Annotated in this window: 14 protein-coding genes and 1 pseudogene; 6 read left to right on the top strand and 9 right to left on the bottom strand. The window is 43.6% G+C overall.

Annotated features, from left to right (window positions below; all coding sequences use genetic code 11):
- Positions 1–7 precede the first annotated feature (7 nt).
- Genes HFV01_RS32290 through HFV01_RS07580 form a run of 3 tightly spaced genes read right to left on the bottom strand, consistent with a single transcriptional unit; the run spans position 8 to position 1,160 of the window.
- Positions 8–331 (bottom strand): hypothetical protein, encoded by a 324-nt coding sequence (locus HFV01_RS32290; RefSeq protein WP_006670349.1) that lies wholly within the window; start codon positions 329–331, stop codon positions 8–10.
- Between the two features lie 25 nt (positions 332–356).
- Positions 357–692, bottom strand: a complete 336-nt coding sequence (locus tag HFV01_RS31655; RefSeq protein WP_338085930.1) for a transposase — start codon at positions 690–692, stop codon at positions 357–359.
- Positions 693–695: 3 nt separating this feature from the next.
- Positions 696–1,160, bottom strand: a complete 465-nt coding sequence (locus HFV01_RS07580) for a transposase (protein ID WP_006670350.1) — start codon at positions 1,158–1,160, stop codon at positions 696–698.
- A gap of 324 nt (positions 1,161–1,484) precedes the next feature.
- Here HFV01_RS07580 and HFV01_RS07585 point away from each other — a divergent pair, with 324 nt between their 5' ends.
- Positions 1,485–1,793, top strand: coding sequence for a DUF3067 family protein (locus HFV01_RS07585; RefSeq protein WP_006670351.1), 309 nt, complete (start codon positions 1,485–1,487; stop codon positions 1,791–1,793).
- Here HFV01_RS07585 and HFV01_RS07590 read toward each other — a convergent pair.
- On the bottom strand, positions 1,790–3,121 hold the full coding sequence (locus tag HFV01_RS07590; protein WP_006624514.1) for a hybrid sensor histidine kinase/response regulator: 1,332 nt from the start codon (positions 3,119–3,121) through the stop codon (positions 1,790–1,792). The two genes, HFV01_RS07585 and HFV01_RS07590, sit on opposite strands and share 4 nt — an antisense overlap.
- 337 nt (positions 3,122–3,458) lie before the next feature.
- On the opposite strand from HFV01_RS07590, the gene HFV01_RS07595 reads away from it, so the two are divergent.
- Positions 3,459–3,773, top strand: coding sequence for an ArsR/SmtB family transcription factor (locus HFV01_RS07595; RefSeq protein WP_006617011.1), 315 nt, complete (start codon positions 3,459–3,461; stop codon positions 3,771–3,773).
- Between the two features lie 77 nt (positions 3,774–3,850).
- Here the strand turns inward: HFV01_RS07595 and HFV01_RS07600 are convergent, their stop codons facing one another.
- A complete protein-coding gene (locus tag HFV01_RS07600; RefSeq protein ID WP_006624518.1) occupies positions 3,851–5,128 on the bottom strand; it encodes an NAD(P)/FAD-dependent oxidoreductase in 1,278 nt (425 codons plus the stop codon).
- A gap of 372 nt (positions 5,129–5,500) precedes the next feature.
- Between HFV01_RS07600 and HFV01_RS07605 the strand changes: the two genes are divergently transcribed.
- On the top strand, positions 5,501–5,905 hold the full coding sequence (locus HFV01_RS07605) for a C6orf136 family protein (protein WP_006624519.1): 405 nt from the start codon (positions 5,501–5,503) through the stop codon (positions 5,903–5,905).
- Positions 5,906–5,943: 38 nt separating this feature from the next.
- A complete protein-coding gene (locus tag HFV01_RS07610) occupies positions 5,944–7,134 on the top strand; it encodes a TRC40/GET3/ArsA family transport-energizing ATPase (RefSeq protein ID WP_006617008.1) in 1,191 nt (396 codons plus the stop codon).
- Between the two features lie 123 nt (positions 7,135–7,257).
- Here the strand turns inward: HFV01_RS07610 and HFV01_RS07615 are convergent, their stop codons facing one another.
- Positions 7,258–7,842, bottom strand: coding sequence for an IS630 family transposase (locus tag HFV01_RS07615; protein ID WP_230428070.1), 585 nt, complete (start codon positions 7,840–7,842; stop codon positions 7,258–7,260).
- The gene (locus HFV01_RS30285) at positions 7,806–8,039 is read right to left on the bottom strand and encodes a COG3415 family protein (protein ID WP_006624522.1); all 234 of its coding nucleotides are present in this window, start codon (positions 8,037–8,039) and stop codon (positions 7,806–7,808) included. The genes HFV01_RS07615 and HFV01_RS30285 overlap by 37 nt, the downstream gene beginning before the upstream one ends.
- Before the next feature lie 812 nt (positions 8,040–8,851).
- Between HFV01_RS30285 and HFV01_RS31985 the strand changes: the two genes are divergently transcribed.
- On the top strand, positions 8,852–9,217 hold the full coding sequence (locus HFV01_RS31985; RefSeq protein WP_071533577.1) for a transposase: 366 nt from the start codon (positions 8,852–8,854) through the stop codon (positions 9,215–9,217).
- Between the two features lie 244 nt (positions 9,218–9,461).
- Positions 9,462–9,826: pseudogene (locus HFV01_RS07625) on the top strand (IS630 transposase-related protein); the annotation flags it as partial.
- 1,649 nt (positions 9,827–11,475) lie between these two features.
- Here the strand turns inward: HFV01_RS07625 and HFV01_RS07630 are convergent.
- Positions 11,476–12,975: a hypothetical protein gene (locus HFV01_RS07630; protein WP_193520970.1), complete on the bottom strand. Its 1,500-nt coding sequence runs from the start codon at positions 12,973–12,975 to the stop codon at positions 11,476–11,478.
- A gap of 9 nt (positions 12,976–12,984) precedes the next feature.
- Positions 12,985–13,380 carry a hypothetical protein gene (locus tag HFV01_RS07635; RefSeq protein WP_193520971.1) on the bottom strand — a complete coding sequence of 132 codons (396 nt, stop codon included), beginning with the start codon at positions 13,378–13,380 and terminating at the stop codon, positions 12,985–12,987.
- Between the last annotated feature and the right edge of the window lie 56 nt (positions 13,381–13,436).

The raw sequence follows: 13,436 nt of genomic DNA on the forward strand, positions 1-13,436 counted from the left end.
CGTCAATTTAGCTACTGACTTGGCCGGCGGCCAAGACAATCGCTGCCCTCCGGTAATAGCTGGGGAACTTGTAAAAGGTCTGGTCAAATTGCCGGTATTTGGGGTTGGGGTTCTTGGCGGTTTGGTGAATCAGTTTCTCAACGACTAGAACCCGTTTTTGACTCGATAACCCTCCGAGAGACGGCCAATGAGTTAAGATAATTCCTATCAAATGCCGACAGACACGACGGGAGACCTCAACCGTTTGGCTCAACAGCACTCGCGCTGCTGCTGTCGGGTTAAGATTCCATCGGTCTGTACGGACGATTGATGTGGATTTGTTGGTTGCCATAACGCGCTTGTTACCCCAAGGCTTGTCAGATCGGCAGCTCCTTGACCCCCACCTGCCGTTCGGCGAGGTGGGGGAATGCGTCGCTATTTTTGTTCAAATCTTCATAGGCGACCAAATCGTTAGATTGGATAACGGAATACGCCAATCTCTTGCAATATTCTTTTCGCTGCCTACTTACTCTTAAATGCTTACGAGCATATCTATTTCTAGCTTGGTGATAGTTGTTTGATTGCTTTTTTTGGGCTGTTTTTTTAGCTGGACTGTACTTTTTAGACTTCTTTCGATTGGCTCTCTTTAACTGCTTTTCAGCTTGGCGGTAGAACTTGGGAGATGGTTCAACATTGCCTTTATTGTCAGCAATAAATTATCTAATTCCTAAGTCTAAACTTACTATTTTATGAGTGGGTTCAGTCTCTATCCTGACATTGACAGCGATCGCAAATTGAGCATAGTATCCGTCAGCCCGGCGGACTAATCGGACTCGTTTAATTTGCTTGATATCGTAGTAGTTGAGGTCCCAGGTTCCCTTGAATTTCAGAGTTCCGATACCTTTTTTGTCAGAAAAGGTAATAGCTTTTCTGGTTTCCGAAAGTTTCCATCCGCTAGTTTTATATTCAACTGAGCGAGCATTTTTCTTGAACTTAGGAAATCCCTTTTTCCCCTTAACTTTTTTCTGACAGTTATCGTAGAAGCGAGAAATAGCCAACCAAGCGCGTTCAGCCGCTGATTGTGTAGCCATCGAGTTCAATTCATTAGCCCAAGGAAACTCAGCCGCTAAGACAGCACAATATTTATTAAGGTCATATTTTCCCACCCTCTTATTGTCCATCCAATAGCGCAAACATTTGTTTTGGATGAACTGAGATGTGCGAATAGCCTCATCTATAGCTTGGTACTGAGATGGTTTGGCTTTTATTTTGAACTTGTATACAATTATTGCCCAACTTAACAAGGTTATGCTATTATGGCATATCAATGAAAAGATAGCAATAGTAGGTAAGCGAATTTATTCGCCTTTGCCGCTACATCCGCCCTTTAAATAGAGTCGGCCAAAGCGGCTATCGAGTATTTCCAGATCATGCAACTTTTCACATTCCCACGACAAACGGCGCGAGGATTCTCAGTTCTTTCTCAGTCCATGCAAGAGGTGCTTATGACGGGCCAGGACTTACGACAACTTCTGTTAAACAAGTGGGGAGTCTCCTATGATATCCAACTGCGGCGGACGCGGGGCAAAATTTTTGTCCAAGTTATGTGGAAGTACCTAGAACAGGCTTCTTTTCATTTGGGTGAGGCTGAGTATCTCGATCACCTCAATGCGATCGCTGATTATCTCACCAGTTTGGGAGGAGCAGAACAGGTTACCAATTATATCCTGAACACTCGCGATCGCCCCCGGCTAGGAAAAGCCGTCAGTATTCCCATTGACTTGGGGGGTAGGGCTTCCGAATGGATGGTCTAATCCGAGTCCTCCGTTACCAGTGGAATAGTAATCGTGAACCTAGCCCCTGAGTCGATTTGGGAGGTACAGGTTAACTTACCTCGGTGTTTTTCTTCGATAATATGGCGAGAGATAGCTAACCCAATACCTGTACCCTTACCAATAGATTTAGTCGTAAATAGATAATCAAAAATTTTCTCTTGCACTTGTGCAGTCATACCAATTCCATTATCTTCAATCCTAATCACTGCTGATGTGCCATCTTCTCCCAGCTCAGTGGTAATTTTGATCCAGTGGGGGTCTTTCTCTAAGTCCTCATAGCTGGAACCCTCACTAGCATACTCGATCGCATCAATACCATTAGTGATCAAATTCATGAATACCTGATTCATCTGGCTGGGGTAGCATCTAATCGGCGGAAGGTACCCATATTCTTTAATCACCATGATCGCAGGTCGATCGGGATTCGCTTTTAATCGATGCTGTAAAATTAGCAAAGTGCTTTCAATACCTTGATGCAAGTCGAACAATACCACATTATTCTCATCGGAGCGTGAGAAAGTCCTCAGACTTTGGCTAATATTGCGGATGCGTTCTGTCCCCACTCGCATGGAAGCAATCAGTTGAGGTAGATCCTCCATCAGATATTCAAGATCGATATCCTCCGCGTGATGTTCAAGATCCGGCGGTGGGTCCGGGAACATCTGCTGGTACATTTGCAGGTGTTTCAGCAAGTCGAACACATAAATACTCGCATGACTCAAATTCGCTTCGATAAAACCAATCGGATTATTGATTTCATGGGCTACCCCAGCCACCAGTTGACCCAAGGTAGACATTTTTTCACTCTGAACCAGTTGTAGTTGAAATTTTCGCAGGTTATCTAGGGCCTGGGTTAGTTCGTGGGTGCGTTCCGCTACTCTCTGTTCTAGTTGGAAGTTGCGATCGGCTAGTTGTTGGGTTAGGTAACGGATCTTTAAATGTACATTAACACGGGCCAGCACTTCTTCTGGCTGAAACGGTTTCGTAATATAGTCTACTGCTCCTAGGGATAAGCCTTTCACCTTATCGGCCGTATCGTCTAGGGCTGTCATCAGAATTACTGGGATATTACAGGTTGAAGGGTTCTGTTTCAGACGGCGACAGGTTTCAAAGCCGTCCATCTTAGGCATGACGATATCCAGCAGAATCAGATCCGGTTGGATCGCTTCCGCTTGGGCGATCGCTTCAATGCCATTGGTGGCGATCGCTATTTTACAACCCACATTGGCGATCGTATCCGCAATCAAACTCAGATTTGAGCGGTTATCCTCGACAATTAAAATTGTGTCATCGGTCGAATCAGTCATGGGATGGGGGGGTGAGGGTAGTTGGCCAGATTGCTTAATTACCTGATGGCGATACCTAATACAATGTCATACACTTCCTCAATTGTAGCTTAAAGCCGGGGTTTCCTTTCGGGTTCCTTGAGGCGATCGCTACTCTACCCATCATAAATCAGCCTCAAATAAATGAGACAACAACCTCTACTGTGTGGTAATATAGTAAGCACACCTTTCCTATAACTTATTCAACTCACCTAACTTAATCATGACAAAATCTTCCGTCAAAGCATCACAATTCCAGCTTGAATCCAATTCTGGGGAGTGCGGAGTCTCCAAACTTCCACCCGAGGCATTGACTCTTATGGCTGACTTTTTTAAGGTTCTTTCCGAAGTCAGTCGCCTCCAGATTGTTTGCTGCTTAAAAACTGGTGCCAAAAATGTTACTCAAATTATTGAAGCCACTGGTTTAGGACAAGCTAACGTTTCCAAACACTTAAAAATGCTTGCTCAAGCTGGGATTGTCACTCGCCGGCAACAGGGGGTTAATGTTTATTATGAAATTGCTAATCCTTTCCTATTTGAGTTGTGTGAGTTAGTCTGTGATTCCCTATCGGTTCAGATAAATCAGCAAAACAAACAGTTTGAAAAGCTCCGAGTTCTTCAAGAAGCATTCTAGCTTCCTAATTAATCACCCGCCACTGTCCCTAATTGCCTAGGTCAGTGTCGGGATTTACTCAGTATTGACAAGTTAGCCTAAGATTTGATTCCCGCTAACATATCCGCCTCAAACGGTTTCCCTTTTAACATCCGATTCCAATACAGCCAAGGCAAAACATAGCGCTTCACTAACCACATACTATAACGTTCTTCCGTCGGGTCGAATGGAAAACTAGATTTCGGAACACCATCATAATCAAACTCTGCCATAATTGTCCGCCCATAACCTGTTACCAACGGACAGCAAGCATACCCGCCATATTTTCCCCCTAGTTGTTTAGCAGCCATCACCGCTAACAAATTCTCCACTAATGCGGGTGCTTGTCGCCGAATAGCAGCCGCCGTTTTAGAATTGGGAAGAGACGAAGCATCCCCTAAGCTAAAAACATTCGGATAAACATTATGTTGCAGCGTGTATTTGTCTACATCTACCCAACCTTTCGTGGGTCCCTCTTTCACCGCTAAAGGACTGTTTTTAATAAAATCAGGGGCACTCATTGGCGGCGTGACATGAATCATATCATATTTAATCCTGATTTCCTCTACTCCCGCCTCCGTGGTTTTTTCAAAAACTGCTTCCTGGCTTGAGGGAATAATCGCTTTCAGATTATGCTTATATTTGACATCAATATTTCGGCGCGCGGCAATCTTTTCTAAAGATTCACAGTAGCCTGTTATCCCAAAAATTTTGGCTCCCGGAGTGGCATAAATCACATTCGACTTATTCTTAACTCCATTTTTGATGAAAGTATCATCCGCCAAATACATGATTTTTTGAGGCGCTCCCGCACACTTAATAGGAGTCGCCGGAAAAGTGAAAATAGCATTCCCACCTGGAAAATTCTTGATCACTTCCCAGGTATACGGTGCATACTCTTTAGAATAGTTGCTAGTTACGCCATTTTTCCCGATCGCATCTGTTAACCCTTCTACTTTATCCCAGTCTATTTGAATCCCTGGACAAACTATCAGATAATCATAGTGGACGGCTCGTCCATCTTCGAGAATCACTAGATTTTGCTCTGGTTCAAAGGTTTTTGCTGCTGCTTTCAACCAGGTAGCACCCGCCGGAATACAGTCTTTTTCCTCCCGGATAGTATCTTCAAGACGATAAGCACCACCACCTACTAAAGTCCAAGCTGGTTGATAGTAGTGTTTATCTGAGGGTTCAATAATAGCTATATCTAGGCTACTATCTTGTTGTAAAATTTGGGCTGCCACAGTTATACCAGCCGCTCCCCCACCCACGACCACAATGGTATGATGGAGAGAATCTCTGATAGGTTTCGATGTGGGAATTTCCGAATTGGTCATAAGGTATTTTTACTCCTGTGAATTGAACTTTCCGAATTTTCGGCTGATTGATCAACACTAATCATCAACCGGGATTTTGATATATGCTAGTCCCATAATAACCAGGATTTAATCATTATTGAACTATCCATAACCAAAATGGTTGCCTAGAGTATTTATACATATCATTAAACCCAGTTGCGCCACCATTATCATTATTAGTTGTAACGGGAAAACTGATATATACATAGCCATTGACATATTTTACCATAAATGTTATAATCCCGTCAACCTGTGCCATAAATTGACGGCGATATTTAGGGATATTTCATATCTTTAGTAATCCGAGAAATATCGGCTACAATCCCATCAAAAAAAACTCAAATTAATCCTATGGTTGCTCACCATCTCATTGAAACCATCAAACAAGATTATCAAAACTTTCCCGATAATCAAACCTATAGTATTTATGCAGACAACGTTTATTTTAAAGACCCTGTTAATGAATTTTCGGGATGCGATCGCTATCAAAAAATGATCAACTTCATGGCCACCTGGTTTCAGGATATCCAATTAGACTTACATGATATTTCGGAATCTGGGGACACCATCGAGACCCAATGGACTCTCAGTTGGACCGTATCTGTACTGCCCTGGGCTCCGCGACTATCCATCCCCGGTTACAGCCACCTACACATCAACCCAGAAGGCTTAATTGACCGCCACATAGACTACTGGAACTGTTCCCGCCTCGCCGTAGTCAAACAGCTTTTTCAACAAAACAGCCCTAAACGTTAGAATAATGTAAACATATTTTAAGCGGGACTCAAAACTATATGCGCGTGATTTTAATGACCGGAAAAGGAGGCGTTGGTAAAACCTCCGTTGCCGCGGCTACAGGCTTACGGTGTGCCGAACTAGGCTATAAAACCCTGGTATTAAGTACAGACCCAGCCCACTCCCTAGCAGATAGTTTTGATGAACCCCTCGGCCATGAACCTCGCCAGGTGAAACCCAACCTATGGGGCGCAGAACTAGACGCACTGATGGAATTAGAGGGAAACTGGGGGGCTGTCAAACGCTATATCACTCAAGTTCTGCAAGCGCGGGGACTTGATGGCGTTCAAGCCGAGGAATTGGCTATCCTTCCCGGAATGGACGAAATTTTCGGCTTGGTGCGAATGAAGCGGCACTATGACGAGGGGGAATTTGAGGTTCTCATCATTGACTCAGCGCCCACAGGGACTGCTCTGCGCCTATTAAGTTTGCCGGAGGTAGGTGGGTGGTATATGAGAAAATTTTATAAACCGTTACAAGGGATGTCGGCCGCTCTGCGTCCTTTAGTGGAACCCATCTTTAAACCTATTGCTGGTTTTTCCCTCCCGGACAAAGAAGTAATGGATGCACCCTATGAATTTTACGAGCAAATCGAAGCCTTAGAAAAGGTATTAACTGATAATCAGAAAACCTCAGTGCGTCTGGTAACTAACCCAGAAAAAATGGTAATTAAAGAATCCTTGCGCGCCCATGCTTATCTGAGTTTGTACAATGTAGCCACGGATTTAGTGATTGCGAATCGGATTATCCCCGACTCAGTAACCGATCCATTTTTCCAACGCTGGAAGGAGAACCAACAGCAATATCGCCAGGAAATACATGATAATTTCCGCCCTCTTCCTGTCAAAGAAGTAGAACTATTTACTAAGGAAATGTGCGGTTTTGAAGCCTTAGAGCAACTCAAGGATATTTTGTATAAAGATGAAGACCCGACTCTGGTTTATTATCAGGAAAATACTATGCGGGTTATCCAAGATAAAGAATACTATAGTTTGGAGTTATATTTACCGGGAATTCCCAAGGAACAGATACAGTTAAACAAGACGGGTGATGAGTTAAATATCCGTATTGGGAACCACCGCCGCAATTTAGTTTTACCCCAAGCGTTAGCGGCTTTGCAGCCTTCCGGGGCGAAAATGGAGGAAGATTATTTGAAAATTCGATTTGCTGACGTGGCGAAGATTTCCTAAAACTTCTCAATTCCGGGTTCAGTGATTAAGGTAGCTGAATCCGGTTTGTGAGTGTAGTTGAGTATTGAACTTTATTTCGTCCGGCAGCTTTAGCACGATATAGGGCTTGGTCAGCCTTTTTCATCAAATATAGCAATACGCAAATACATTAGTACAGCTTTTGAACGCTGCATCTACACATTCTCTCACCGCTTCAAAGTCTTTAAGTTTTGGTCTCATCCATGTCTTTAAGGGAGACCACCAATTTTCAATTTTATTCAAATCTGGTGAATAAGCTGGCAAGTACCAGATTTCGCATCCCACTTCTTCTACCATTTCTTTTATGCTTTCACCGTGATGAAAACTCCCATTGTCAAGAATAATAATATCTCCCTCTTCTAGCTGAGGGAGCAAACATCGGTCAAGCCACGCTTCAAATAAGTTTCGGTTACATGACCCTTCAAAAGTCAAAGGGGTGAACAACTTGGGCCATCCTAAAGCACCGATCCAACTGACTCTTTCTGTCCTTTTTCCCGACTTGAGTGCATGACACCTTTCTCCTTTTGGACTATAGCCTAATGGATAATCATCTCGATTGTCAAATCCCGATTCATCCACATAAATCAACCTTTTTTTATCCGTTTTTGATAACTTTTCCTCAAATTTTCTCCTTTTCTCTTCATCCCCTTTCTTCATATCAGTAAGTTTTTTTTGCGAGTTATCCCCCACTTTTGACAAGCATTGCCGACATTCTGTTGGGTCACACCTTCTCCCCAAAGTTCGGCGATTTGCTTTTGTGTCTTGTCTTTATGTTTCCAAATCAACTCTCTGAATCGATTTTCATCTGGGATTTTGGGTTTCGGCCCTTTTTGATGAGGCTGAATTGCTTGATAGCTTCCCGTTTCCTCTTCTCTTTTGAGCCACAAGTCCAAAGTATTTCGACTGATTTAAAACTGACGGGCGACTCGACTTTTCTTCTGTCCGCTTTTGACCGCCGCGATCGCCCGTTTCCGCCAATCATTACTTAATGGTGCTGTCATACTCCCTTTCCCTGCTTCATTTCTATCAATTACAGCTTGTTCATTAAATATGTGTAACAATGAATACCTATAACAACTTGGTGATAAACTAGGGCTAAACTCAATTCCAACTGGATTCACCCATGAGCCGTTATTCTGTTGCTCTTAGGAAAAAAGTGGTCACCGCCTATCAATTAGGCTAAGGCTCAATTAGGCAACTTGCAGAGCAATTTATGATGAGTCCTGCTACTGTTCATAGTTATATCAAAAAATCTCGAGAAACTCAAGATATAACTCCTCAAAAGCCCGGGCTAAATCGTCCTAGCCAGCTATAATCTTATCGAGACTTTATTATTCAGATGGTACAAGATTACCCAGATGGGACAGTTCGACAGTATCGAGAACATCTCCTAAATGAGCTGGATGTTTATGTCAGCGTCGGAGGAATGTGTGAATTCCTCAAAAAAGAAGAACTAACTCTTAAAAAAAACTTACCGGTCAGAAAAGGTAGCAACGGAAGAAGGTCAACAACAGCGATTTGATTACCGAGAGCGGGTGAGAGATGTACCTCAAAAATGATATTCATTGATGAGACAGCTTTCTGTGTAGGGATGAGTCCCTCTATGGCTAGGAGTAAAAAAGGCAAAAAAGCATGATGTTTAAGACCCTTTTATTAAGGCAGAAAAATTACCTGAATTGGAGCCATAAGTATCGAAAGAGTGGTAGCTAAAAAAGTCATAGAAGGCTCTATGAAAGGTAAAGATTTTCAGGATTTTATTGAACAGGACTTGGTTCCGAGACTGAATCCAGGGGATGTCGTAGTTATGGATAACCTTAATATCCATAAAATGGAGGGCATTGAAGAAATGATCACTGCTACGGGAGCCAGAGTAGAATATTTACCACCCTACTCACCAGATTTCAATCCTATTGAAATGTTGTGGTCAACGGTTAAGTCAGTGGTCAGAATGTTTCCAACACGAGCAATGGAAGCACTAGAACAGTTAATTAAACTGGCTCTAATGCTGATGGGAACAAATACGTTTAAGAACTGGTTTACTAAATGCAGTTACTGTACTAATTAAATATCGAACAAGCTGTATACTTCATAACCTACTCTCGTAGTGCTATAATGATTGGGATAGTGCAAGACGTTCGGGTATGAAATAAGGCTGGAATGGCTGAAATAACCACCGGGTGAGGATTCCAGCCCCGATTCGCTGGATATAAGAGGTTAAGCTCTGACCATCCCTATAACTGTTTATATAGCACAAGACAGGAAAGTTAGGACGTATAATGGAGAGGACGAGATGACTAAGAAGACCAAAAATGCCAGCCCCCTATAGTTACGACCTCAGACAAAAAGTTATTGATGCAATTGAACTAGACGGTATGCCCAAAACAGAAGCCAGTCAAGTTTTCCATGTCAGCCGGAACACCATTAATCTCTGGCTGCAAAGAAAAGCACAGACCGGAGACTTCCTCCCTAAACCTAATCACCCACCTGGCAATAACCACAAAATTACCGACTGGCATAAATTCAAGGCTTTTGCCCAAGAGCATGGCGATCAAACCTCCGCTCAAATGGCTGAACTTTGGGATGACGACATCTCTCCTCGCACCATATCCAGAGCCTTGAAGAAAATTGGCTTCACCAGAAAAAAACTTACGGCTACCAAGAACGTGATGAGCAATAAACTCCTCTCGCTGTTGCTATTTAGTAGGTTGGGTGGAGTATGGGAACCCAACAACAACATCTCTCAGTGATGTTGGGTTTCACCCAACCTACCCAGCTCGAATTCCTCGAAAGTGAGTAGGGCGATCGCATTTCCGGCGCCGAGCCTATTTAGTAGGTTGGGTGGAGTATGGGAACCCAACAACAACATCTCTCAGTGATGTTGGGTTTCACCCAACCTACCCAGCTCGAATTCCTCGAAAGTGAGTAGGGCGATCGCATTTCCGGCGCCGAGCCTATTTAGTAGGTTGGGTGGAGTATGGGAACCCAACAACAACATCTCTCAGTGATGTTGGGTTTCACCCAACCTACCCAGCTCGAATTCCTCGAAAGTGAGTAGGGCGATCGCATTTCCGGCGCCGAGCCTATTTAGTAGGTTGGGTGGAGTATGGGAACCCAACAACAACATCTCTCAGTGATGTTGGGTTTCACCCAACCTACCCAGCTCGAATTCCTCGAAAGTCCTCCAAAGTAGTAGGGCGATCGCATTTCCGGCGCCGAGCCTATTTAGTAGGTTGGGTGGAGTATGGGAACCCAACAACAACATCTCTCAGTGATGTTGGGTTTCACCCAACCTACCCAGCTCGAATTCCTCGAAAGTGAGTAGGGCGATCGCATTTCCGGCGCCGAGCCTATTTAGTAGGTTGGGTGGAGTATGGGAACCCAACAACAACATCTCTCAGTGATGTTGGGTTTCACCCAACCTACCCAGCTCGAATTCCTCGAAAGTGAGTAGGGCGATCGCATTTCCGGCGCCGAGCCTATTTAGTAGGTTGGGTGGAGTATGGGAACCCAACAACAACATCTCTCAGTGATGTTGGGTTTCACCCAACCTACCCAGCTCGAATTCCTCGAAAGTGAGTAGGGCGATCGCATTTCGGGCGCCGAGCCTATTTAGTAGGTTGGGTGGAGTATGGGAACCCAACAACAACATCTCTCAGTGATGTTGGGTTTCACCCAACCTACCCAGCTCGAATTTCTTCGAAAGTGAGTAGGGCGATCGCATTTCCGGCGCCGAGCCTATTTAGTAGGTTGGGTGGAGTATGGGAACCCAACAACAACATCTCTCAGTGATGTTGGGTTTCACCCAACCTACCCAGCTCGAATTCCTCGAAAGTGAGTAGGGCGATCGCATTTCCGGCGCCGAGCCTATTTAGTAGGTTGGGTGGAGTATGGGAACCCAACAACAACATCTCTCAGTGATGTTGGGTTTCACCCAACCTACCCAGCTCGAATTCCTCGAAAGTGAGTAGGGCGATCGCATTTCCGGCGCCGAGCCTATTTAGTAGGTTGGGTGGAGTATGGGAACCCAACAACAACATCTCTCAGTGATGTTGGGTTTCACCCAACCTACCCAGCTCGAATTTATCGAAAGTGAGTAGGGCGATCGCATTTCCGGCGCCGAGCCTATTTAGTAGGTTGGGTGGAGTATGGGAACCCAACAACAACATCTCTCAGTGATGTTGGGTTTCACCCAACCTACCCAGCTCGAATTCCTCGAAAGTGAGTAGGGCGATCGCATTTCCGGCGCCGAGCCTATTTAGTAGGTTGGGTGGAGTATGGGAACCCAACAACAACATCTCTCAGTGATGTTGGGTTTCACCCAACCTACCCAGGTCTTGAATTTAACCGCCACCAGGTTAACCACCCCAAAATTAACCCAATTACACAACTAATAATAAACGTCAAACTTGCCGTTGATGCCGGATGAATCGTTGGCGCTTCTTCCTTATTCTGTGAGGGTAAAAACGGGTTTATTTCCGTTAATATACCCTCCGAATAATTCGCGATTGATGAAGCCGCCGCCGATCCTGTACCCACTCCTATACTAGCAGCAGCGATCGCCCTTTCTAGCCGATCTTCTCTTTTCGCTTGATTAATTTCCACAATTCCCTCAATCGTCTTAATCAGATTTTCTAATAAAATCATCCCCGGACTTAAACTCTCATAGTCCGTTTTTACCTGTCTTTCATACTTTTGTGCTGCCAATTTACTAAACTCAGCAAACGTAGTTAACTCACAATTTGGGTCTACCTTCGCAAATTCTTTTAACCTTTGTCGATAGTTGGTTAAATTAATCGTAATTGTCCTTAACTGGGAATGCAGTTGACTTAAATCGATCGCATAATTCCCTAATATTTGTAGCGTCTTTTCTAAAGCCTCTTGTAAATCTTCCGGGTTTTTCCGCTGTTGGCGAATTGTTAAGACCGATTTTTGAATCGTTTGATAATTGTCTTTTAATCGGCGTTTCAAAATCCGACTTTGGCTATAAGCCCAAATAATCTTATGGCGATAGGATAACAGGCGATGAAAATGGGTCTGTATTTCCTGAATTTTATCTTTCATTGCCGTTAAGTCGCACTCTGCTGGTAATAGCCAAATTAAATAATGGCATTCTCCTAAACTGTTTTGAATGTCCTTTATCAGCAGTGACTTATGTTCATCATTTAACCGGGGATAATTTCGCAGGTCTTCCGGTTTTTCATTATCAATCAGTATCAGTAAATTTTCCCAATCTTTCACCGAAACTAACTGGGTTATTTCAAATAAATCGCCCCCTAACAGTTTATTCCCTGGGAAACTCAATTGATTATCTTTTTTCCAGGGTAGGGGTTTATTGGCGATTTCTGTATAACTCTTTTCGGCAATTTCATTAACTTTCTCTGGGGAATATTTCCCGTCAAGTTGACCCCACAATAACCAAGTTTGACCTAGGCTTGAGGGAGTGTTATTAATCCTTTCCTCAATGTATTTTTTCAGTTGACTTAAACTGGTTTTCTGATATTCGCTATCATAGGCATCAATGATTAAACTATAGCTATCCCCCAATTGCGATGCCACTAACACATATTCTATCCCCATTAGAGGTTGTTCCCCCTCCTGATAGTCTAACCGCACAATATCGCTTTCGGGGTTTTCGCTGTTAGCATATTTTTTCAGTTTTTGCTTATTTTCTGGCGTTAAGTCACTATATGGTTTTTGCAGGTCATGATGAAACCGCCGCCAAAAATAATAGCGATTAAACTTTATGCTTTTTGAGGTTTGTCCTAACCCTTCCCGTAAGTCATACAGAAACAGTTGCAGTGTGATTTCTTTTAGGGGATACATTCAGTTAACTTAGATAGATGGAGATGACTTAAATAGTTGGCTAAAAAACTCTTTTAGTTTGCCACCTCCCGAAGGATTTAGCGCATCTTTTGAGGCTTTTACCGGGTCGGGAGAATGACAAATTACCTCCACCGTATTGCTTAATTCTGTGCTATAATCATCACTCTCGAATATCGGTAGATAGCCTTTTTGGCGATCGCTTCCCTGCATTAGGCGATCGCACTCCTCCTCATATAATAGGGCTAAGTCTGTATCATTCATGGCGATCGCCTCTAATTGTTTGGTATGATTAGCCACATCGGAAATCGCCGCCAATTGATTATACACACTAATTGGCAACTTTTTGTTAAAACGGGCTAAAGCGTGAATAAATGCCGTTATGGTTATTTTCTGGTTGGGAGTCATAGCTAATTAATTTATGAGGGTGGAAGATGCCGTCAAAGATTCAGGCGACTTCGACG

The organism is Limnospira fusiformis SAG 85.79, assembly GCF_012516315.1.
Taxonomy (GTDB): domain Bacteria; phylum Cyanobacteriota; class Cyanobacteriia; order Cyanobacteriales; family Microcoleaceae; genus Limnospira; species Limnospira fusiformis.